Source organism: Nitrosospira sp. NpAV, from assembly GCF_000832065.1.
Lineage (GTDB): Bacteria > Pseudomonadota > Gammaproteobacteria > Burkholderiales > Nitrosomonadaceae > Nitrosospira.
Genome location: NZ_JXQM01000007.1, coordinates 52,163 through 72,573, shown reverse-complemented (window position 1 = coordinate 72,573; position 20,411 = coordinate 52,163). Strand labels below are relative to the sequence as shown.

Here is a 20,411-nt window from a genome sequence, read left to right as displayed (position 1 = left end):
CATGCCTCCTGAGCTTGGGGTTAAAATGATTTACGAAGATTAACGGGAGGAATCTGAATGGACTCCCGGTATTTTGCGACAGTACGACGTGCAACTACAATGCCTTGCTGTCCCAGAATTTCTGAAATCTGACTATCACTCAGTGGTTTCTTTGCATTTTCCGAATTTACCATTTGCTTGATCAGCGCACGAATCGCGGTGGCAGAACAGGCGCCGCCCGTATCGGTCGCCACGTGACTGCCAAAAAAATACTTTAACTCGAATATCCCACGCGGCGTACGCATAAATTTCTGGGTAGTCACACGCGAAATCGTGGACTCATGCAACTCAAGTGCTTCCGCAATTTCCCGCAACACCAATGGACGCATGGCAACCGCGCCGTGCTCAAAAAACTGCCGTTGGCGATCGACAACAGCGGAGGACACTTTCAGTATGGTGCCGAAACGCTGCTGTACATTTTTGATGAGCCATTTGGCCTCGTGTAATTGACTGACCAGTCGACGCGCGGAATCATCATGACTCCGTTTAAGAATATCGGCATAGAGGCGGTTGATCTTGAGCCGCGGCATTGCTTCCGGGTTAAGACTGGCTACCCACGACCCATTGATTTTCGTCACAATCACGTCAGGGATAATATAACGTGCCACCGCCGAACTGAATGCCGTACCCGGTCTCGGATTCAAGTGGGTGATAAGATACTGGATTGAGCGCAGACATTCGTCATCGCAATGCAGCAACTTTTTAATTGTGCAAAAATCCCGCGACGCCAAGCTATCGAGATGGCTGTCAACCAGAAGTAGCGCATGGTCCCGGAATGGCGTGTCTTCCGGCAGAGCTTGCAATTGCATGCTTAAGCATTCCCTCAAATTACGCGCACCGACACCGGGTGGATCTAGATGCTGCAAATATTCAAGGGCAATGTGCAGGGCATCGATATCTATTTCAAGCTCGGGCGGCAAGAGACTGACGAGTTCTTCCAGATCCTGAACAAGATACCCATCGTCGTTCAGACTGTCGATCAGCAAGCCCACAATTCTTCTGTCTCGCTCGCCGATCTGACTCAGGCTGAGTTGCGAGTTGAGGTGCTCACGTAAACTGGGCGGCTCCGCCGCCTGTTGCGAAAAATCGCGGTCGTCATCCTCATCACGTGGGCTGCGAGAAACGCCGTCATCGCCGAACCAGTCCGATTCGTCGGTCAGGTCATGTTTTACGCCAGGATCACTGTCGGTAGCTGGTATCTCCGTTATACCCTCACCGGAGACTTCCAGCAAATCCGGAGCTAGCGGCTCTGCCGGGCTGTCAGGAAGGATGGACCGATATTCAGTGGCATCGTTGCCTATGCTGTCATCCAGTTCCAGCAAAGGATTTTCCTGCACGATGCGCTCTATCTCCTGATTCAGTTCCACTGTGGAAAGTTGTAGCAACCGTATGGATTGCTGCAGCTGGGGAGTAAGCGTCAGGTGCTGCGACAGCTTAAACTGGAGGGTAGGCTTCATAGTATGGAAAACAACAGTAGAACCAGATTCGCGTAGGTCGAATCCTCATTTTCACAGCCGGAAATGTTCTCCCAGATAGACTTTTCTCACATCTTCATTATAGATGATTTCATCAGGCTTACCGCTCGCCAGCACCATACCATCACTGATGATGTAGGCGCGATCACAAATCCCCAGTGTTTCCCTCACGTTATGGTCGGTAATGAGAACACCGATGTCGCGTTCCTTGAGAAACTGGATAATTTTCTGGATATCCAATACGGCGATGGGATCCACTCCGGCAAATGGTTCATCCAGCAGGATGAACCGTGGCTGTGTTGCGAGCGCCCTGGCAATTTCCACACGTCGGCGCTCACCACCAGACAAACTGATACCCTGACTGGTACGAATATGGCTGATATGCAGATCATGCAGCAGACCGTCCAGACGCTGCTGCATTTCATCGGCTGTGTAATTCTTCAATTCCAGCACGGCGCGAATATTGTCAGCCACGGAAAGCCGCCGGAAGATCGAGGCCTCCTGCGGCAGGTAGCTCAAACCCAGACGCGCGCGCTGATGAATCGGCAACTGGGTCAAATCGCGCCCGTCGAGGTATATGCCGCCCCCATCCAAAGGCACCAATCCAACCATCATATAAAAACAAGTGGTTTTTCCGGCGCCGTTCGGCCCGAGCAAACCGACCACTTCACCGCTATTGACGGAAAGCGATACATCCTGCACAACTGTGCGAGACTTATAACGCTTTTTTAAATTACCTGCTCTTAGCTCACTCATTTCGGGGACGGCGTTGCGACGCTATGGACTCTCATCCTTCGGGTTCGGTTCCTTTTTCTTCGGCTGAATTACCGCCCGCACTCGCCCATCGGCATTTGTTTGAGTGCTCGTCCCATTGTTGTTGCTCGTGACCTGAAAAAATTCATTGATCGCATCGTAGGCAATATAGTCTCCATGAACTTCATCGTGCCCTCTTTTCAATCTTGCTTTCTTGAAAAGCTGGACCTTGTCAGCCTTGCCATCATATTCCATACGTTCGCTCCAGCCCTCGATGTAATCATCCTTGCCATCGCGCTTCTGCCGAAAGCTGGCGAGATTACCGAAAGCGGTGGCATATTGAAAACCGTTGGCATCTTCTTTCACCGTCATCTTGTCAGCGCGGATGACCAGCGTACCCTGTGTGAACACCACATTGCCGGTAAAGGTGGCAAGCTTGTTGGCATCCTGCACGGTGGCCTGATCGGATTCCAGATGGATGGGTTTATCGCGATCCGCACGCTCGGCCAGTACCGATCCCGTAAACAACATGGCTACCGTGATCAAAAGAAATGTGTCGGCGCGGAGCTTCATCCTCTTCTCGCCGATACGCTCATACATGACAGGAAATAGCTGCAAGGCGTCTGACGCACCGCACTAACGCGTTTTGGCATGGACAACTCTGACCTGTGACAATAACCGGGTAACCTGGGTACGGTTACTGACTTCCATCCCGACCGCTTTAATGACGGCATTCGCTTCGGTAATAACCACCGGCCTGTCGGTTTTGGCAATTCCGTCATCAGGAAGGAGATGCAAGAAACTGGTGGTCATGGCTGTTTCTCCCCGGCCTTTACCCGCACTCCGCAGTATCCTGACGTTACCCGATAAATAAATGTCCTCGCTGTTGGCGGTCATCTTTGCCTGGTCCGCGTCCACTTGCATCGCCGGTTTGCCAGGCTCGGTATTGATAAAATGGGGATATTCCAGATCAGTGGTATCATCGTCCGGATAGTGCACCATTTTTTTTGCTGAAAGCAAGTGACGCGTAATGCCGTCCCGATCCATGCGAACTGCGGAGAAATTTTCTATCATGTAATCGGGCTCGGCGCGACGCGAGCTTCCATCCTGGATCGGGGAAGGCGCACGCACCGATTGGTTCAGCCACAACAGCAGCGCCGCCAGCAAAGTTGCCAGAAGGAGAGGAAATCCGGGAAGCAGCCGGCCGATCATTTAAGGTACGTCGCCAAATGGGTATCCAGTGTATCCTGCGCCTGCATTATCATTTCGCAGATCTCCCGCACCGCGCCACGTCCGCCCTCGAGGCAAGTGACATAATGCGCGTGCCTTTTCACCAGCGCGGGTGCGGCCGGCACACAAATGGCCAGGCCGCAGCGCAACATTACCGGTAAATCTATTAGATCGTCACCCACGTAGGCGCAGGCGGAAGCGTCCAGTTCCAGTTCCTTCAATAATGCTTCGAATGCGGGCAGCTTGACTTTCGCATCCTGGTAAACGAGCGTAACACCCCAGTCTTTCGCTTTCAAAGCGACGCAGCGGGATTCTCTACCGGTAATAAGGGCAATCTTGACGCCACTTGCCTTGAGCATTTTTATGCCGTGACCGTCGTGGCTATTAAACGCTTTGATCTCCTCACCGCTATCCGTAAGATAGAGACTCCCATCGGTAAGCACTCCATCCACGTCGAAGGCAACTGCGCGGATTCTTTTCGCTCTTTCCAGTATATGTTGCATCGATATTCCGAGGGTAAGCCTGAGGGTGGTTTGAAGAAGACTAGTAAGGCAACCCTGAATAAGTTCCTTGGAGTCCATGGCCCGGCACAGGTAAGCACGCATCCGGCAGTATACCTGGCGATAGTGATGTCACCGTCCTCCCGGCAGCCGGTATGGGTCCCGCCACAGCAGCGATTACCAATCGCTCCCTCAAATTGCGGAAATAGGGTCGCGAAGCTTGCTTAGAGGTCTGACATCCGGATCCATCAATTTTTAGGCAGCGGAAATACCACCGATTCAACCACACCGCTGAGTTCCTCTACCACCACTTCCCTGCCAGCCTGTCCGGCTCCAATCTGCCTGAGGCGTGAGATGACTTCCTGTACGAGCACTTCCGGCGCGGAAGCGCCAGCTGTAATGCCAATTCGATCCTTCTCCTCCAGCCAGCTTTCCTGTAATTGCTCGGCACGATCTATCATGAACGCATCCACACCGGCGTTTCGTGCGACCTCGCACAACCGATTGGAATTTGAACTATTGGGGGAACCCACGACGATCACCAGATCGCATTGTTTTACCATCATCTTGACCGCATCCTGACGGTTTTGCGTGGCATAGCAAATATCGTCCTTTTTCGGCCCGGTTATTTTTGGGAAGCGTTTCTTCAGAGCATTGATCACCCGCGTTGCATCATCCACCGACAGCGTGGTCTGGGTGACATAGGCCAGATGAGTCGGATCCTTAACCTGCAAATTGTCGACATCTTCCTCTGTTTCCACCAGATACATGCAAGGCCCGTCCCCTTCAGCCTGGCCCATGGTGCCTTCCACCTCAGGATGACCTTGGTGGCCGATCATGATGATTTCCCTGCCCTGCTCGCGCATCTTCGCCACTTCAATATGAACTTTGGTCACCAGTGGACAGGTCGCATCGAATACCTTGAACTGTTGCGCCTCGGCCTCTCGCCGCACTTCATGGGAAACACCGTGGGCACTAAAAATTAAAATGCTGCCAACAGGAACTTCATCGAGATTCTCAACAAATACGGCTCCTTTTTTTTCCAGATTCTCGACCACGAAACGGTTATGCACCACCTCGTGACGGACATAAATCGGTGCCCCATGCATGGCCAGTGCCCGCTCGACAATCTCGATAGCGCGATCCACGCCGGCGCAAAAACCTCTGGGATTTGCAAGCAATACCTTGATCATTGGTCGTTCTCCATAAAAACCATCTTCATTTGAGCGCCGATACTGTGTGTGTTCCAACGCGCACTCCTTCGCAATATGCAATAGTGTACCTTTAATCCATGACAAAAGCCGACGAATCATTATACTAGCAGGCTGCCGGACTTGAAAAAAATTGACTGCAAAAGTGCTATTTTTTCGTTTCAATGTCCAGGAGAGAGTCTGCTCGCCGGAGCTCCTTAACCGGACCGAACCTCCTCCAGCTGCGCGCACACCTTTTTTGCCGCCTGCAAAATACGTGGCGTCTGGCGGTGCATGAGGTCCGGATGCACAAAAAATAAATGATTGTTTTTGATCGCGCTAATGGTTGACAGGCGCTCTCTGATTCCAGTTTCAGCGATTTCGAGGGATACGCTGGCGATGATGGCCTGAGGATCGGCTTCCAGCAGGCTTTCCGTGGAGATCACCGGTGTGAGGGAAGCCGCGGAAGCAAACACGTTGATGCCGCCGCACATATCGATGATATCGTTGATAATATGATGCCCATTTACGGTCATGAGCGGCTGATGCCAGATCAATTGAAATACCTTGACCGGCCGGCGGCTAACGTAAGTGCGCTTTATTTGCCGCAACTCTGTTTCGTAAGCGCTTGCCGCTGATTCCGCTTGTGTCGAGGTTCCCCCAAGCGTGCCGATTATCCGCAATAAACGTGGCACATCTTCCAATCTGGTGGCTTCTGTGGCAAAAACGGTGAGCCCTAGTTTCTCAAGTTTTTCAATATCAGCAATGGAATTGCCGCTATGCCACGCGACCACCAGATCAGGCTTGAGAGCAATAATTCTTTCCAGATCAAGACTGGATGAATCCCCAACGTCCGGAATGGATTTGGCCGCCGCCGGATAGTCGCTGTAACGGCTGACGCCCACAAGCTTGCCGCCGGCGCCTGCGGCGAATACCAGTTCAGTGATATTGGGTGAGAGTGAAATAATACGTGTAGCAAAGTGATTCAGGCGGATGTCACGTCCACGATCATCCGTCAGCCTGAGTGGAAAATTGGGGGGCGAAGACTGGCGCGTGACATCTATAGCACTCGCAAGACCGATAGAAGTCCACGGCAACATGGGCAATATCCACAACAGCGCTAAAATGCCATGCCTCATATATGGAGGGGGTTTTTAATGCGTATACCCCATATTCACGATGGATTCAAAAATAATGCCCCATGTATGGGTCCCAGAAATTCAATTTGAGGTTGACAAATGAGCGGTCAACTGCCGGATCAAGGTTCACTGGGTTAGGCATGCGATCGCAAACCAGGGACTGCAAAGGGGATTGCGGAAATGTCTTGAGATGCGACGATGCGGACCAGAATTCTAAGATTCCGCTTCCTGATAACGGCTGATCAAGGCCGTGCGTTGTTCATAAGCCGCCCGTGCGATGCGGATATCCTCCAGAAAAAGCGGCAATTCTTTGATCAGCAGGGCTTGCGGCCCATCCACGAGCGCCTTATTCGGTACCGGATGAAAATCCACCAGCACCATGTTGGCACCCGCGATCACACCTTGGGCAGTAACATGCATGATATCCAGGATGCCTTCTGGCGAAGGCGCGCGCATGCCAACCGAATGCGAAGGATCGATGCAAACAGGCATGCGCGTCAGCCGTTTGACTACCGGCACATGAGCAAAGTCCACAAAATTGCGATGAGGGTCCGCCATGTTGGTTTTCATGCCGCGCAACCCGAAGACGACCTTGCGGTTACCCTCGGAAGCCAGATACTCCGCGGCATTGAGTGATTCATCCAGGGTGATGCCGAAGCCCCGTTTGATCAGCACGGGAAAATCCTGCTGACGTCCGACAATTTTCAGCAGTTCGAAATTTTGTGTATTGCGCGTGCCGATCTGCAGCATGACACCGGTGGCGTTGCCTGTCCGGAAGAGCGCGTCACGAATTTCTTCCACGTGGGTCTCATGGGTGATTTCCATGGCGATCACCTTGATGCCATATTTCCCTGCGAGCTCGAATACATAAGGCAGGCACGCTTTACCATGACCTTGAAACGAATAGGGACTGGTACGCGGCTTATAGGCCCCCATACGAGTGCAAACCTGCCCATTATCGCGCAGCGCCCGCATCATTAATTCAACGTGCTCGAGGGTATCCACCGCACACAGTCCGGCGAACACATTAAGCGTATCCTGGCCAAAGCGGACGCCGTTATAGTCGAAGTGGGTAGATCGATGATCGTCCTTGTGCCGTCCGAGAACACGGTACTCCTCCGAAATCCTGACCACCTGCTCGACGCATGGCAGATTTCGCATATCTTCAACAGGTAACGCCTTGGTATTGCCAATCAAATATACCTCGGTCAGCGTCTGCTCCACGCCAACTTCGCTATGCACGCGCGTGGAAATACCCGGCAAGTTAGCCAGATGCACCATTAACTGCTTGTATTCGGAACTGTCAGATCGGGTATCCGGGCTTAGGACAAGAATCATGGGATAGTATCGGGGGTTGACAAAACCAGCGCGGAAGGCATGGCGGCAAAATTGGATTCTAACCGAAAAGCCCGGTGCTTGCCATGCAATCGAATATGGCGTTTAATGCTTTTTCATGTGGTATTTAAATGGATTTTGAAGTTTGCCCCGGCTTACCGATTCAAATGTCATCGAAATCAATTCCCCCGGACAACGACAGGCTGGATCGTATTGTCGCCGAAGCCCGGCGCAACCGGGAGCAACGAAATAGAACCTATCGTGAGCAGGCGCTCAGGATTTATCCGTGGATCTGCGGACGATGCGCCCGTGAGTTTAATCACACGAACGTCCAGTTGCTGACGGTACATCATCGGGATCACAATCACGATAATAATCCGGCTAACGGCAGTAATTGGGAATTACTATGTGTGTACTGTCATGAGAACGAGCATTCCCGATACCTGGATAACGCCGGCGGCGGCAATTCATCGGGGAATGTAGAGACAACGCAAGCCACGCATAATCCATTTGCAAATCTCAAAACCCTGCTTAAAGATAAAGAGTAAGCAGCAATCGAATCAATCCGGTTAAATCTGGCGTTTCATCCATGACAGAGCAGAGTTGTTTTCCACCTTTTCCACCCGCCATTGTTCTCATGGGGCCCACCGCGAGCGGCAAAAGTGGCATTGCACTGGAAATCGCCAAACATCTGCCAATTGAAATCATCAGCGTGGATTCCGCCCAGGTCTATCGTCACATGGATATCGGTACCGCCAAACCCGATGCGCAATCCATGGTGGCGGTGCCGCACCATCTCATCAATCTGATCGAACCGCACGAGCGCTATTCCGCCGCGCAATTCGTTAATCATGCGCTTGCCGCCATGCGCGAGATTACGGGGCGGGGTAATATTCCACTCCTGGCCGGCGGCACGATGCTTTATTTCCGGGCATTGCTGGAGGGTCTTTCCGAACTCCCCTCCGCAGATACCCGGCTGCGCGCATTGATCGAAACCAGAGCGGAAGAGAGTGGCTGGCCGGCGCTGCATAACGAGTTGCTGCGGCTTGACCCGGTCAGCGCAGCGCGCATTCAACCCACCGACAGCCAGCGCATCCAGCGTGCGCTGGAAGTCTATTACCTCACCGATAAACCCATGTCGGAAACGCTGAAAAAACCCAGACATCTTTATCTTCCCTATCGGGTGATTCGCGTCGCCCTGACTCCCGGCAATCGCCAAGTATTGCATCAGCGCATCGCGCAACGCTTCGAAAAAATGCTCGAACGGGGATTGATCGATGAAGTTCGTGCAATCCGTGATAAATTCTGTCTGGACGATGAAAGTCCTTCAATGCGCTGCGTCGGCTACCGGCAGGTGTGGATGTATCTGAACAATGAAATCAGCCTGGACAAAATGCGTGAAATGGCGCTCGCCGCCACACGGCAGCTGGCAAAACGGCAGCTCACCTGGCTGCGTCCTATGCAAGGCATAGCGAAATTCGATTGCCTGATGGAAAATTTGCCGGAACACGTATGGGAGTATCTGCGTGGCACTGGTTTGAAGACGACATTGGTTTCATAATCATGGCTTATCAATAAAGGGTCGATGTGATTGTCGATTTTTTGATCAACTCCAGTTGGGAGAAAAAAATATGAATGATAAATATAAAAGGATAATTTTTATCGGAATGCTTATCGGCGCTCTCTCCATCACAGCCTGCACAAGGCATGAGGACAAGGTGCACGAGTCCTGGGTGACCCCTCCGGCGGGGCCGGTTATCGACGATACCACGCTTGCCGGCAACATACAGTCAGCATTGCGCGCCGATCCGAATGTCAAGAATCTGGACGTGAAAATCGAAGCACACGATGGCGAGGTTATGCTGAGCGGTTTGGTGGATAATCAAACTCAGATAGATCGCGTCATCATGCTTGCCTGGATGGCCGAGGGCATTAAAAAAGTGGACAATAAAATGAGTTTAAAGAGTGCTGGCGCGGCCGTAAAAGATTGATCGCGTTCGGAGTCCCCTACAATAATAGGATGTGGTTGTTTCAAATTTAAGCGGGAAAATTACCTTGATCTCTTCTGTGCTGCTGGCACTGGTTGTCGTTCTCGGCGTTATTCTATTCGTCCCGATGCTGCGGCGCGCCCTCATTTCGAATCGTATGCTGAAATTTTTCCGCAAGATCCTGCCGCAGATTTCGCAGACCGAACAGGAGGCGCTGGACGCGGGAACCGTATGGTGGGACGGAGACCTGTTCAGCGGCAAGCCGGACTGGAACAAGTTATTAGCCTATCCTAAGCCGAAACTGAGCACAGAAGAAAAAGCCTTTCTTGCCGGTCCGGTGGAGCAACTGTGCGCGATGCTTGACGAATGGCACATTACGCGCGAGCTGCACGATCTGCCGCCCCATGTCTGGCAATTCATCAAAGACAACGGTTTTTTCGGCATGATTATCCCCAAGCAGTATGGAGGCCATGGTTTTTCGGCGCTGGCGCATTCCGAGGTGGTGATGAAAATCGGCTCGCGCAGCGGCACCGCAGCGGTATCGGTGATGGTACCGAATTCCCTGGGGCCGGCGGAGCTGCTATTGCATTACGGCACGGAAGAACAAAAAAATTACTACCTCCCGCGTCTGGCGAAAGGGCAGGAAGTCCCTTGCTTCGCTCTTACCGGACCGGATGCGGGGTCGGATGCAGGGTCGATTCCCGATTTTGGCATTGTCTGCCATGGCGAATTCAATGGCGATCCGAATGTACTGGGTATGCGGGTCACTTGGGAAAAACGCTATATCACCTTAGGTCCGGTGGCGACTCTGCTCGGACTTGCGTTCCGGCTACATGATCCGGATGGACTACTTGGGGACGAAAAAGATCTCGGCATTACGCTCGCGCTGATCCCCACCCATACGGCGGGTGTCAATATCGGACGCCGCCATTTCCCGCTCGATGCAGCCTTTCAGAATGGTCCCAATTCCGGCAAGGATGTGTTCATTCCGATGGATTGGGTAATCGGCGGGCGCGACGGGGTAGGTTACGGCTGGCGCATGCTGATGAACTGTCTTGCGGCCGGGCGATCGATTTCCCTGCCCGCCACCAGCACCGGCGCGGCCAAACTGGCGGCACGCACCAGCGGCGCGTATGGCGCGGTGCGTGTGCAGTTCAAGACACCCATCGGGCGCTTTGAAGGCGTGGAGGAAGCGCTGGCGCGTATCGGCGGCAATACCTACATGATGGATGCGGCGCGGGTGATGACAGCAGGCGCGGTGGATCTTGGCGAGAAACCCTCGGTCATCTCGGCCATTGTCAAATATCACCTTACCGAACGCGGGCGCCAGACTATCAACGATGCGATGGATATCCATGGTGGCAAGGGTATTTGCATGGGACCCAGCAACTACCTGGGGCGCAATTATCAGCATATTCCCGTCAGCATCACAGTGGAAGGCGCCAACATCCTGACGCGCAATATGATTATTTTCGGTCAGGGCGCGATACGCTGCCACCCTTATGTGCTAAGGGAAATTCGCGCAGCGAATGACAGCAATGCGGCACGCGCCTCGCTGGAATTCGACCGAGCATTGATAAGACACATTGTTTTCAGCATCGGCAATGGCATACGTTCCCTGCTGCATGGATTAACCGGCGGCTATCTTGCGAGCGCTCCAGGCAGCGTGGGTCCGGAAGTCCACGGTTACTATAGTCAACTGACGCGTTTCTCCGCCGCTTTCGCTCTGCTCGCCGATCTATCCCTGCTTGTTTTGGGTGGATCGCTGAAACGCAGGGAAAGATTATCGGCTCGCCTGGGCGATATTCTCAGCATGCTTTATTTATGTTCCGCGACACTCAAGCGCTTCAAGGACGATGATCGTCCCGCGGCCGATTTGCCATTGCTGCATTGGTCGATGCGGGATGCGCTTTATCGCATGCAGGAAGCTTTCGATGGCCTGCTGGGGAATTTTCCCGGAGGCGCTGTCGGGAAGCGGCTGCTTCGGTTTCTGGTATTTCCTTTGGGTAAATCATTCGCGCCGCCATCGGATGAACTGGGCCATAAGGTAGCCAAGCTGATGCTGACCCCGGGAGAAGCGCGTGACCGCCTGACCGCGGGTATTTACATGCCAGAATCCGATGATGAACCGCTGAACATTCTGGAAGAGGCGATGCGCTGCGCGGTCGTAAGCGAGGCAGTGGAAACCAAGTTGCGCGCGGCCGTCAAAGCGAGCCGGATTCCCGCACAGCGGGAGGAGAAAATTGCGGCCGCCCTCAAGCAAAGGGTTATCACTACCCACGAGTTGGAGTTGATGGGAAAAATGGAAGCCCTGCGCCGGCGTGTCATTATGGTGGACGATTTCCCCCCGGATTTCGGCAACGAGCCGCAAGCTGACGCTGAATCGGGGGGAGCGATCCCGGAAGTGCCCGCGGAAACGATCCATGACACGGCAAGCTAACAACTTGCCAGAGCCCTCGATTAATAACCCATAGACAAGTGGCGAGGGAGACGACTCATGCAAAACAGGCAGCCCGACCTGACAAACATCATCCCCGTAGAGGTAGCCGGAACACTGGATGGCCTGTTCAGTGAGCGAGCCCGCCGATCACCCGAAGGAGTGGCTTACCGGGATTACGATCGATCGAGCGGCAAATGGCGCGACCTGACCTGGGAACAAATGGATCAGGGCATCATGCGCTGGCAGGCCGCGCTCTCTCGGGAGAGTCTGATGGTGGGCGACAGGGTGGCGGTGATGCTGAGAAACTGCCCTGAATGGGTGATGTTCGAACATGCCGCGCTGAGAATGGGACTGGTGGTCGTACCCCTTTACACAGCCGACCGCCCGGAAAATGCAGCCTATATTTTGTCTGATGCTGGCGTCAAGGTATTATTGCTGGAAGAGCTGGCACAGTGGCGCACATTTTCCGGCTTGGACCGCCAGATCGACAATCTTAGGCGCGTCGTTACGATTCAGAGCAGCCCTGAAGAAATTGATGATAATCGCTTGCTTGCATTGCATGACTGGCTACCCGGGCAAGGTGGAGAAATAGAACGCATCAAAGCCGATCCGCATCAACTGGCCACCATCATATACACCTCCGGCACTTCAGGCCGACCCAAGGGGGTGATGCTGAGCCATCACAATATACTCACGAATGCGTATGGCTGCTCCCAGATCGTACCGCTATCGCGCGATGATCTGCTGCTCTCGTTCCTTCCCCTGTCCCATGCCTTTGAGCGCACGGCCGGTTATTATGTCCCCATGATGTGCGGAGCCACGGTGGCCTATGCCCGCTCGATTCAACAATTGCCGGAGGATCTGCTGATCGTTCGTCCCACTGTCCTGGTTTCGGTGCCCCGAATCTACGAGCGAGTGTACGCCGGAATTCGCGCCAAGCTCGCGGAAGGGTCCGCCGTCAGCCGTAAACTATTTAATCTGGCGGTCGACATCGGTTTCAGCCGCTTTGAATATCAACAGCAGCGGGGCTCCTGGCGTCTTTCTCACCTGTTATGGCCGTTGCTGGACAACCTGGTGGCGAAGAAGGTGATGACTAAACTGGGCGGGCGGCTTCGCGGCGCGATGAGTGGCGGGGCGGCATTATCGGCTGACGTTTCACGGGTATTCCTCGGTCTGGGATTGCCGCTGCTGCAAGGCTACGGCATGACCGAAAGCAGTCCCGTGGTATGCAGCAACACCTTCGATAATAACGTACCCGGAAGCGTGGGGCGGCCCATTCCAGGTGTGGAAGTCAAGCTCGGCGGGAACGCGGCCCTGCTGATTCGCGGACCCAATGTAATGCTCGGTTACTGGAATGATCCGGAAGCCACCAAGGCGGTGTTGACGCCTGATGGCTGGTTGAACTCTGGAGACATCGCGCGCATTGACGAGAGCGGCGGGATTACGATCACCGGGCGCGTGAAGGAAATCATCGTCATGTCTACCGGTGAGAAAGTCCCACCAGCGGATATGGAGGCAGCAATTCTGCGCGATCCATTATTCGAACAAGTGATGCTCATCGGTGAAGGACGTTCATACTTAAGCGCACTGGTAGTTCTGAATCCTGGTAACTGGGAAAGCCTATCAGGGCAATACCACCTTGAGGGTGACTGGCGCCGCCTGACGCAAGACCAGAAACTTGAAGAAATCCTGCTGGAAAGAATCACTCGTCAGATAAGCGAGTTCCCCGGGTATGCCAAGATATACCGCGTGACACTTGCGCAGGAACCCTGGACCGTCGAGAACGGCATGCTCACGCCGACCTTGAAACTGCGTCGGGGACGAGTCCTTGATCGTTATAAGGATGAAGTGGCCAGACTTTATGAAGGACATTAAGACAACCACGCAGCATATAAGAATGGGGGAACCAAGTGCAATCCATCAAGATCACATCGATCCCGGTGACTTGAAATAAACCGGTGATGGATGCGCTTCCCTCCATTCATCCTACAAAACCACGAAGCTGTCTCATTAAATTGGAAGCAACGGCCGGACAAAATGAATAGTGATACAGAAATCCACACCCCGCTGCCGGAAGGCCGCGATCCGATTCTGCGCCTGGTGCCAATGCCCACTGACACCAACTATGCCGGCGATGTATTCGGCGGCTGGATCATGGCGCAGGTAGATATTGCGGGCAGCCTCCCGGCGATCCGCCGCGCGCGCGGACGCGTGGCGACAGTAGCCGTAAACTCCTTCGTTTTCAAGCAACCGGTATTCGTCGGCGATGTGGTGAGCTTTTATGCCGACATCGTCAAGGTTGGGCGCACTTCCATCACTGTGGATGTTGCCGTCTATGCTCAACGAGGACTGCGTCAAGGCAACGATGAAATCTGCATCAAAGTCACGGAGGCGGTGCTGACTTATGTGGCGGTGGACGAGAATCGGAGACCGCGAGTTGTTTCGCAGGAATGATAGGTGGCTCAAAAAATTCAAAGTTCTATGCAAGTTCATTTGCCAATTGCAGCGCTTGCCGAAAATATTTATACAGCATATATTTGATATGTCAGGAAATATTTTTCAAGCGATGAAACATTGTGACGAAACTTGGATTTTTGCCTAATGTAAGAAACGGATCAAACTGGAGGCAACATTGATTAACAGTAAATTCGCCGTACGCAAGGCCGCTGTCCTGGGGGCCGGTGTGATGGGCGCGCAGATTGCGGCGCACCTGATTAACGCCAACGTGGAAACGCTGTTGTTCGAACTTCCGGCTGAACAGGGAGACCCCAATGCCAATGTGTTCAAGGCGGTCGAAAATCTGAAGAAGCAAGAGCCCGCGCCACTGTCAATTCCGGCCCGGGCAGCCTCTATCCAGCCTGCAAACTACGGCCGGAATCTCGAGTGGCTAAGGGATTGCGATATCGTGATCGAAGCCATCGCCGAGCGCATGGACTGGAAAACCGAGCTGTACAAGAAAATCGCGCCCCACCTGGGTGAACACACTATTTTTGCCAGCAACACATCCGGGCTTTCCATCAACCGGTTGGCACAGGCATTTCCCGAGAACCTGCGCCACCGTTTTTGCGGCATCCATTTTTTCAATCCGCCGCGCTACATGCACTTGGTGGAGCTGATTGCCTGCGAAGAAAGCGATGCCGCGATGCTCGACGACCTGGAAAAATTTCTGGTCACGTATCTGGGCAAAGGGGTGATTCGCGCGAAGGATACCCCTAATTTCATTGCCAATCGCATAGGAATATTTTCGACGCTCGCCACCATACATCATGCCAGCGCATTCAACCTTGGATTCGATCTGGTGGATGCGTTGACCGGTCCTCTAATTGGGCGCCCCAAAAGTGCGACCTTCCGTACTAGCGATGTGGTAGGGCTGGACATCCTCGCCCACGTGATCGAAACCATGCGCGACACCTTGCCGGACGATCCGTGGCACCCCTACTACGCCGTACCCGGCTGGCTGCAGGCCTTGATAAATAGCGGCGCACTCGGCCAAAAAAGCAAGCGCGGCATATATCAGAAGGTAGGCAAGGAAATCCATGTACTCGATCTTGCCACGCAGAAATACCGTCTTTCCGCAGCCACGGTCGACGATGGCACAAAGGAATTGCTCAAACATAAAAATCCCGCGGCTAGATTTGCCGGGCTGCGAACCAGCCATGATCCCCAGGCGCAATTCCTATGGGCTTTGTTTCGTGATCTGTTTCACTACTGTGCTGTCCATCTGGCGGCTATCGCCGACAATGCGCGCGATCTGGATTTCGCCATGCGCTGGGGTTTTGGCTGGAATCAGGGGCCGTTTGAAATCTGGCAAGCAGCGGGATGGGAAGAAGTGACAGGGTGGATCAATGAAGATATTGCCGCCGGTAAGAGCATGAGCGCAACGCCGTTGCCTGACTGGGTTCAGGAGATGGGTCAAGGTGTTAACCGGACCGTCAATCGGGATATACAGGGGGTACATAGGGCGCATGGCTCTTATGCGCCGGTCCCAAATATCTTCCGTCCGCGTTCAGAATTAGCGGTGTATCGGCGGCAATTGTTTCCGGACCGGCTCCTGAGCGAGGAAATCCAATATGGCGAAACCATATTCGAGACGGATGCGGTGCGGATGTGGCATACCGTTGACGGTGCTGGCGGCAAGGGTGATGACGGAATTGCCATTCTCAGCTTCAAGAGCAAGATGCACACTGTCGGCAGCGACGTGCTGGATGGCGTGCAAGAAGCTATCGATGAAGCAGAGCGCAACTGGCGCGCGCTGGTGATCTGGCAAACCGAGCCGCCGTTTTCCGCAGGCGCCAATCTGCAAAAAGCCACCGAGCGGCTGAAAAGCGGCGAGCCGCCGTCCACCTTGAGTGTGCTGGCAAAGAAACTGAAGAAAACGGCGCAGTCCGCAGTGCTCAAAGCCGCACGCAGTCTCAATCTTGCCGATGCCTTGATGGCGGGAAAGTTGGCGGAAGTCGAGGCAATGGTGGCTCAGTTCCAGCAGACTTCGCAAGACCTCAGGTACTCGGCGATTCCCACGGTAGCGGCGGTGGATGGGCTCGCCCTGGGTGGCGGCTGCGAATTTGTGATGCACTGCGACCGCGCGGTGGCCACGATGGAAAGCTATATTGGCCTGGTGGAAGCCGGCGTGGGGTTGCTGCCGGCGGGGGGTGGCTGCAAAGAACTCGCCTTGCGGGCATCCCAGGATACCAAAGACGGCGATCCTTTTCCCCTGCTGAAGAATTATTTTCAAGGTGTCGCCACCGCGCAACTGGGAAAAAGTGCTGAACATGCCAAGGAGCTGGGATATCTGCGCCGCGCCGACCAAGTGGTGATGAACCGGTTTGAACTTCTTTATATCGCCAAGGCGCAAGCGCTCGCACTGGCTGAAGCGGGTTATCGTCCTCCGCTCAGAGCCCGCAACATATCCGTAGCGGGTTCGACCGGTATTGCCACCATCAAAGGCATGCTCGTTAACATGTTGGAAGGTAATTTCATCTCCGAACACGATTATCTGATTGGCAGCAAAATCGCGCATGTCATGTGCGGCGGTGACCTGACGCCTGGCAGCCTGGTCGATGAAAACTGGTTTCTGGAACTGGAACGGGCCGCATTTATAGAGCTGCTGGCCACCGAGAAGACGCAGGCACGCGTGGAACATACGCTGAAGACGGGAAAACCGCTGAGGAATTAAGCTATTGAAAAGTACTTCCTGAGCGCAAATATATTTATTGATCAGATGATTTTTATAAACTGAAGCATATCTAATTCGCAATCGTTCCCAGTGTGAATTAGCGAAGGAGAACTGCCATGACCAAGCAAACTCAGGATGCCTATATTGTCGCCGCCGTACGCACCCCGGTGGGGAAGGCGCCACGCGGAATGTTCAAAACCGTGCGGCCCGATGACATGCTGGCACATGTGTTGAAAGCTGCGATGGCGCAATGCGAGGGGCTCGATCCGGCTGCCATTGACGACGTGATTACCGGTTGCGCCATGCCGGAGGCGGAACAGGGAATGAATGTGGCGCGTATCGGACTATTATTGGCCGGGCTCCCTGATAGCGTTCCAGGCATGACGATCAATCGCTTTTGCGCATCGGGGTTGCAGGCAGTTGCGCTCGCGGCCGACCGCATCCGCCTGGGAGAAGCCGATGTGATGATCGGTGCAGGCACCGAAAGCATGAGCATGGTACCCATGACGGGCAACAAGATGTCTTTGGACCCCGCGATATTTGCGCGGCACGAGAACGTGGCAATCGCCTACGGCATGGGTATAACGGGAGAAAAAGTCGCGCAACGATGGCAGGTCAGTCGCGAAGCGCAGGATGAGTTTGCGGTGACAAGCCACGCCAGGGCGCTCGAAGCCATCGGAATGGGGGAATTCAGGCAGGAGATCGCACCCTACCCGGTTGAAGAAAAACGGCCCGATCTTGCCGCGCATGAAATCCGTAGCGTGTCCGTCCTCCGGGATACCGATGAAGGCCCGCGCCCCGGCACCAACCCGCAAACGCTCGCCACCCTGCGACCGGTATTTGCGGCCGGCGGCTCGGTAACGGCAGGCAATAGCTCGCAGATGTCCGATGGCGCCGGTGCAGTGATCTTGGCAAGCGAAGCGGCATTGAAGCGCTTCAATCTCACCCCTATTGGACGTTTCATGGGATTTGCGGTAGCGGGCGTACCGCCCGAGATTATGGGCATCGGACCGATCAAGGCGATACCCAAAGCGCTGAAACAGGTTGGCTTGAATCAGGATGATCTCGACTGGATCGAATTGAATGAAGCTTTCGCGGCCCAAAGTCTCGCGGTCATCAACGACCTGGGGCTGGATCGTGCCAAGGTCAATCCATTGGGGGGTGCGATTGCGCTGGGTCATCCATTGGGCGCAACCGGCGCGATCCGCGTCGCCACGCTGCTGCACGGCCTGCGCCGGCACAATCAGAAGTACGGTATGGTTACGATGTGCGTCGGCACCGGGATGGGCGCCGCGGGGGTGTTCGAGGCGCTCTGATTTTTTTATGCGGCGCTATTTTCCAAAATAGACGTAAGCTTTCTGCGGGACGGCCGATTCCTTGAAGCGCTTGCGTTCATCTCTGTCCAGATTCTTGTCCCACCAGATCGCACGCGCTTCTTTCTGATCTTCCGCAAGCTTGGGGTTTTTCTCGAATAGCTCGCGCATGAATTTAGTGTGGTCGGATTCGTAAAGTTTTACCATGGTCTGATCCCTCTATCCTCGTTTCTGCCTGTTGTTTATTTGCGCGGGCTTGCAGAACCTATAACTTTACCAGCTTATGTAGGATGGGTAAAGCATAGCGCAGCCCATGAAGACGCCAGCCGGAAAGAAACCTGTGCGCTCTCCCGCTGAAATTCGCCTGAAAGCATGATTCACAAAGTCTTGCCCCTCCGCAGTTTCTTGACATACTCCGGAAATGGCAGGGCAAATTCTGCTTCTAGTTTCTTGGCGCGTTCCCTCAATTCTTCCCATGCCAGTTTGCCGGGGTTTTGCTTGAACGCAAAAACAATCAGATTGCCGCGCGCCTCTGCCGCCATGGTAATAACGTGACCACCAAAACTATTTTCGATGCGTCTCAGATATTCCTGAAGCCCCTTATCCCTACTGAGCAGATTCACCACCAGCACACCCTTCTTCTTCAATGTCTCGCGGGTACGATTGTAAAAATCCTGGCTGCAAAGCGAGGACACCTGGCAACCATCGTCGAATCCGTCAATCATCAGCACATCCGCGCTGGCGGGATGGCTTGCGACATAGTCCTCCCCCTCTCCAATGATCACTTGCAGACGTTGGTCATCGGCTGGCACAAAAAAATAATTGCGTGCCATCGCAACAATTTGCGGATTAATTTCGATCACGGTGGTCTTCGTTCGCGGGAGCCGATGATAGACAAATTTCGCCAGTGATCCCCCTCCCAGACCAATCATCAGAATATTTTCAGGATTGGAATGAAACAGCATAAACCCCATCATGTACCGAGTGTAGGTCAGCTCCAGATCATTGGGAGCGGTCAGCCTCATGGCGCTTTGCACCATGCTGTTACCCAGATGGAGTGCGCGTACGCCGCCTTGCTCACTCAGTTGGATGTTCGATTCGTCCTGGGTATGAGCGCGCCGTTTGGAAAATCCATGCACGAGTCTGAATCCTTGAAAGATTATGCCTGCGCTCTCTTCGCAATTCGGCTACCATTGAACTTATCGCCGACTACAGTCGGGGTGTGGCGTCATGATCCACCAGAAACAGCGAATTGATGCGGCGGCGATGACTTCTCATTTTGAGAGCATCGCGGATATCCAGGTTAAAAGGTAAACCATGAATAAGTTAATTGTGATTTTAGCCTTGCTTTTGTCAGCATGCGCGGGTTTCGGCATTTTCAAACACAAGCCCCAGCTTTACGCGGACAAGTTCACGGGAAATCACGCCGCTCTTGCCAGCTGCGTTATAAACAAGCTACGATCGGATACCCGGTGGGTTATCAACGGCCTTGGATACGAGGTGCGAAGATATCCGGACATCGACGCGACAGAGGTTTACGCCTATCCGCTGGGTGCTCTACCCGGCACGTATGCGCGTAACTTGCCTACGAACCCCGATGCAGTGGGGGTTTATGCGGAACCGGTGCCAAAGGTTCGTAACTATGCGGGAAGCACATACACTGGTCCCGATTACTCATTCCTTTTGATGATAAAAAGAACCGACAACGAATCGGTACGCGCCACGCTGAGAGGAGATGAATACGAAGGCCATATAGCGTGGGAGAATCTGAAAGCTTGTTCATCTTCTGCACCTTAAGTATCACTGAATAAGTCCGCCAAGCAGTATGCCGGAAGG

19 protein-coding genes are annotated in these 20,411 nt (G+C 53.8%); 9 read left to right on the top strand and 10 right to left on the bottom strand.

The genetic code is table 11. The features are described 5' to 3' along the window. Nucleotides 1–20 precede the first annotated feature (20 nt). The 8 genes from SQ11_RS05255 to SQ11_RS05220 all read right to left on the bottom strand — a co-directional run bounded on the left by SQ11_RS05255 (nucleotide 21) and on the right by SQ11_RS05220 (nucleotide 7,664). Nucleotides 21–1,496, bottom strand: a complete 1,476-nt coding sequence (locus SQ11_RS05255; RefSeq protein ID WP_041513111.1) for an RNA polymerase factor sigma-54 — start codon at nucleotides 1,494–1,496, stop codon at nucleotides 21–23. A gap of 51 nt (nucleotides 1,497–1,547) precedes the next feature. Continuing rightward, the gene (lptB, locus tag SQ11_RS05250) at nucleotides 1,548–2,270 is read right to left on the bottom strand and encodes an LPS export ABC transporter ATP-binding protein (protein WP_041513110.1); all 723 of its coding nucleotides are present in this window, start codon (nucleotides 2,268–2,270) and stop codon (nucleotides 1,548–1,550) included. 21 nt (nucleotides 2,271–2,291) lie between these two features. Next, complete coding sequence (gene lptA / locus SQ11_RS05245; RefSeq protein WP_041513109.1) at nucleotides 2,292–2,840, bottom strand: lipopolysaccharide transport periplasmic protein LptA; 549 nt, start codon at nucleotides 2,838–2,840, stop codon at nucleotides 2,292–2,294. 63 nt (nucleotides 2,841–2,903) lie between these two features. Then, the gene (lptC, locus tag SQ11_RS05240; protein ID WP_041513108.1) at nucleotides 2,904–3,479 is read right to left on the bottom strand and encodes an LPS export ABC transporter periplasmic protein LptC; all 576 of its coding nucleotides are present in this window, start codon (nucleotides 3,477–3,479) and stop codon (nucleotides 2,904–2,906) included. Further along, nucleotides 3,476–4,000, bottom strand: a complete 525-nt coding sequence (locus SQ11_RS05235; protein WP_041513107.1) for an HAD family hydrolase — start codon at nucleotides 3,998–4,000, stop codon at nucleotides 3,476–3,478. The genes lptC and SQ11_RS05235 overlap by 4 nt, the downstream gene beginning before the upstream one ends. Before the next feature lie 245 nt (nucleotides 4,001–4,245). Then, on the bottom strand, nucleotides 4,246–5,190 hold the full coding sequence (gene ispH / locus SQ11_RS05230) for a 4-hydroxy-3-methylbut-2-enyl diphosphate reductase (protein ID WP_041513106.1): 945 nt from the start codon (nucleotides 5,188–5,190) through the stop codon (nucleotides 4,246–4,248). 215 nt (nucleotides 5,191–5,405) lie between these two features. Continuing rightward, nucleotides 5,406–6,287, bottom strand: a complete 882-nt coding sequence (locus SQ11_RS05225; protein ID WP_232297905.1) for a cobalamin-binding protein — start codon at nucleotides 6,285–6,287, stop codon at nucleotides 5,406–5,408. Nucleotides 6,288–6,539: 252 nt separating this feature from the next. Next, entirely contained in the window at nucleotides 6,540–7,664 is a 1,125-nt protein-coding gene (locus tag SQ11_RS05220; protein ID WP_041513105.1) for a 3-deoxy-7-phosphoheptulonate synthase, read from the bottom strand. A 164-nt stretch (nucleotides 7,665–7,828) separates the two neighbouring features. On the opposite strand from SQ11_RS05220, the gene SQ11_RS05215 reads away from it, so the two are divergent. From SQ11_RS05215 to SQ11_RS05180, 8 genes are all read left to right on the top strand, one after another. Beyond that, nucleotides 7,829–8,209, top strand: coding sequence for a YajD family HNH nuclease (locus SQ11_RS05215; RefSeq protein ID WP_041513104.1), 381 nt, complete (start codon nucleotides 7,829–7,831; stop codon nucleotides 8,207–8,209). Between the two features lie 41 nt (nucleotides 8,210–8,250). Further along, entirely contained in the window at nucleotides 8,251–9,222 is a 972-nt protein-coding gene (miaA, locus tag SQ11_RS05210; RefSeq protein WP_041513103.1) for a tRNA (adenosine(37)-N6)-dimethylallyltransferase MiaA, read from the top strand. A gap of 70 nt (nucleotides 9,223–9,292) precedes the next feature. Then, entirely contained in the window at nucleotides 9,293–9,652 is a 360-nt protein-coding gene (locus SQ11_RS05205; protein ID WP_041513102.1) for a BON domain-containing protein, read from the top strand. Nucleotides 9,653–9,716: 64 nt separating this feature from the next. After that, nucleotides 9,717–12,089, top strand: coding sequence for an acyl-CoA dehydrogenase (locus SQ11_RS05200; protein ID WP_041513101.1), 2,373 nt, complete (start codon nucleotides 9,717–9,719; stop codon nucleotides 12,087–12,089). 57 nt (nucleotides 12,090–12,146) lie between these two features. Beyond that, a complete protein-coding gene (locus tag SQ11_RS05195) occupies nucleotides 12,147–13,964 on the top strand; it encodes a long-chain fatty acid--CoA ligase (RefSeq protein ID WP_041513100.1) in 1,818 nt (605 codons plus the stop codon). A gap of 162 nt (nucleotides 13,965–14,126) precedes the next feature. After that, complete coding sequence (locus SQ11_RS05190) at nucleotides 14,127–14,543, top strand: acyl-CoA thioesterase (protein WP_041513099.1); 417 nt, start codon at nucleotides 14,127–14,129, stop codon at nucleotides 14,541–14,543. Between the two features lie 178 nt (nucleotides 14,544–14,721). Further along, a complete protein-coding gene (locus SQ11_RS05185) occupies nucleotides 14,722–17,262 on the top strand; it encodes a 3-hydroxyacyl-CoA dehydrogenase/enoyl-CoA hydratase family protein (RefSeq protein ID WP_041513098.1) in 2,541 nt (846 codons plus the stop codon). 116 nt (nucleotides 17,263–17,378) lie between these two features. Beyond that, entirely contained in the window at nucleotides 17,379–18,578 is a 1,200-nt protein-coding gene (locus tag SQ11_RS05180; RefSeq protein ID WP_041513097.1) for an acetyl-CoA C-acyltransferase, read from the top strand. Between the two features lie 15 nt (nucleotides 18,579–18,593). On the opposite strand, the gene SQ11_RS05175 is transcribed toward SQ11_RS05180, so the two are convergent. Further along, nucleotides 18,594–18,782, bottom strand: coding sequence for a DUF3460 family protein (locus tag SQ11_RS05175; protein WP_041513096.1), 189 nt, complete (start codon nucleotides 18,780–18,782; stop codon nucleotides 18,594–18,596). Between the two features lie 170 nt (nucleotides 18,783–18,952). Beyond that, the gene (locus SQ11_RS05170) at nucleotides 18,953–19,714 is read right to left on the bottom strand and encodes a polyamine aminopropyltransferase (RefSeq protein ID WP_041513095.1); all 762 of its coding nucleotides are present in this window, start codon (nucleotides 19,712–19,714) and stop codon (nucleotides 18,953–18,955) included. Between the two features lie 178 nt (nucleotides 19,715–19,892). Here SQ11_RS05170 and SQ11_RS05165 point away from each other — a divergent pair, with 178 nt between their 5' ends. Continuing rightward, nucleotides 19,893–20,372: a hypothetical protein gene (locus SQ11_RS05165; RefSeq protein WP_041513094.1), complete on the top strand. Its 480-nt coding sequence runs from the start codon at nucleotides 19,893–19,895 to the stop codon at nucleotides 20,370–20,372. Nucleotides 20,373–20,411 lie beyond the last annotated feature (39 nt).

What these genes read in the sequence shown, in the direction of transcription:
- SQ11_RS05165 (WP_041513094.1), top strand. Translation starts at nt 19,893, where the DNA reads ATGAATAAGTTAATTGTGATTTTAGCCTTGCTTTTGTCAGCATGCGCG.
- SQ11_RS05220 (WP_041513105.1), bottom strand. Translation starts at nt 7,664, where the DNA reads ATGATTCTTGTCCTAAGCCCGGATACCCGATCTGACAGTTCCGAATAC.
- lptC (WP_041513108.1), bottom strand. Translation starts at nt 3,479, where the DNA reads ATGATCGGCCGGCTGCTTCCCGGATTTCCTCTCCTTCTGGCAACTTTG.
- lptA (WP_041513109.1), bottom strand. Translation starts at nt 2,840, where the DNA reads ATGAAGCTCCGCGCCGACACATTTCTTTTGATCACGGTAGCCATGTTG.
- SQ11_RS05255 (WP_041513111.1), bottom strand. Translation starts at nt 1,496, where the DNA reads ATGAAGCCTACCCTCCAGTTTAAGCTGTCGCAGCACCTGACGCTTACT.
- miaA (WP_041513103.1), top strand. Translation starts at nt 8,251, where the DNA reads ATGACAGAGCAGAGTTGTTTTCCACCTTTTCCACCCGCCATTGTTCTC.
- SQ11_RS05235 (WP_041513107.1), bottom strand. Translation starts at nt 4,000, where the DNA reads ATGCAACATATACTGGAAAGAGCGAAAAGAATCCGCGCAGTTGCCTTC.
- SQ11_RS05180 (WP_041513097.1), top strand. Translation starts at nt 17,379, where the DNA reads ATGACCAAGCAAACTCAGGATGCCTATATTGTCGCCGCCGTACGCACC.
- SQ11_RS05205 (WP_041513102.1), top strand. Translation starts at nt 9,293, where the DNA reads ATGAATGATAAATATAAAAGGATAATTTTTATCGGAATGCTTATCGGC.
- SQ11_RS05225 (WP_232297905.1), bottom strand. Translation starts at nt 6,287, where the DNA reads ATGTTGCCGTGGACTTCTATCGGTCTTGCGAGTGCTATAGATGTCACG.
- ispH (WP_041513106.1), bottom strand. Translation starts at nt 5,190, where the DNA reads ATGATCAAGGTATTGCTTGCAAATCCCAGAGGTTTTTGCGCCGGCGTG.
- lptB (WP_041513110.1), bottom strand. Translation starts at nt 2,270, where the DNA reads ATGAGTGAGCTAAGAGCAGGTAATTTAAAAAAGCGTTATAAGTCTCGC.
- SQ11_RS05175 (WP_041513096.1), bottom strand. Translation starts at nt 18,782, where the DNA reads ATGGTAAAACTTTACGAATCCGACCACACTAAATTCATGCGCGAGCTA.
- SQ11_RS05190 (WP_041513099.1), top strand. Translation starts at nt 14,127, where the DNA reads ATGAATAGTGATACAGAAATCCACACCCCGCTGCCGGAAGGCCGCGAT.
- SQ11_RS05215 (WP_041513104.1), top strand. Translation starts at nt 7,829, where the DNA reads ATGTCATCGAAATCAATTCCCCCGGACAACGACAGGCTGGATCGTATT.
- SQ11_RS05195 (WP_041513100.1), top strand. Translation starts at nt 12,147, where the DNA reads ATGCAAAACAGGCAGCCCGACCTGACAAACATCATCCCCGTAGAGGTA.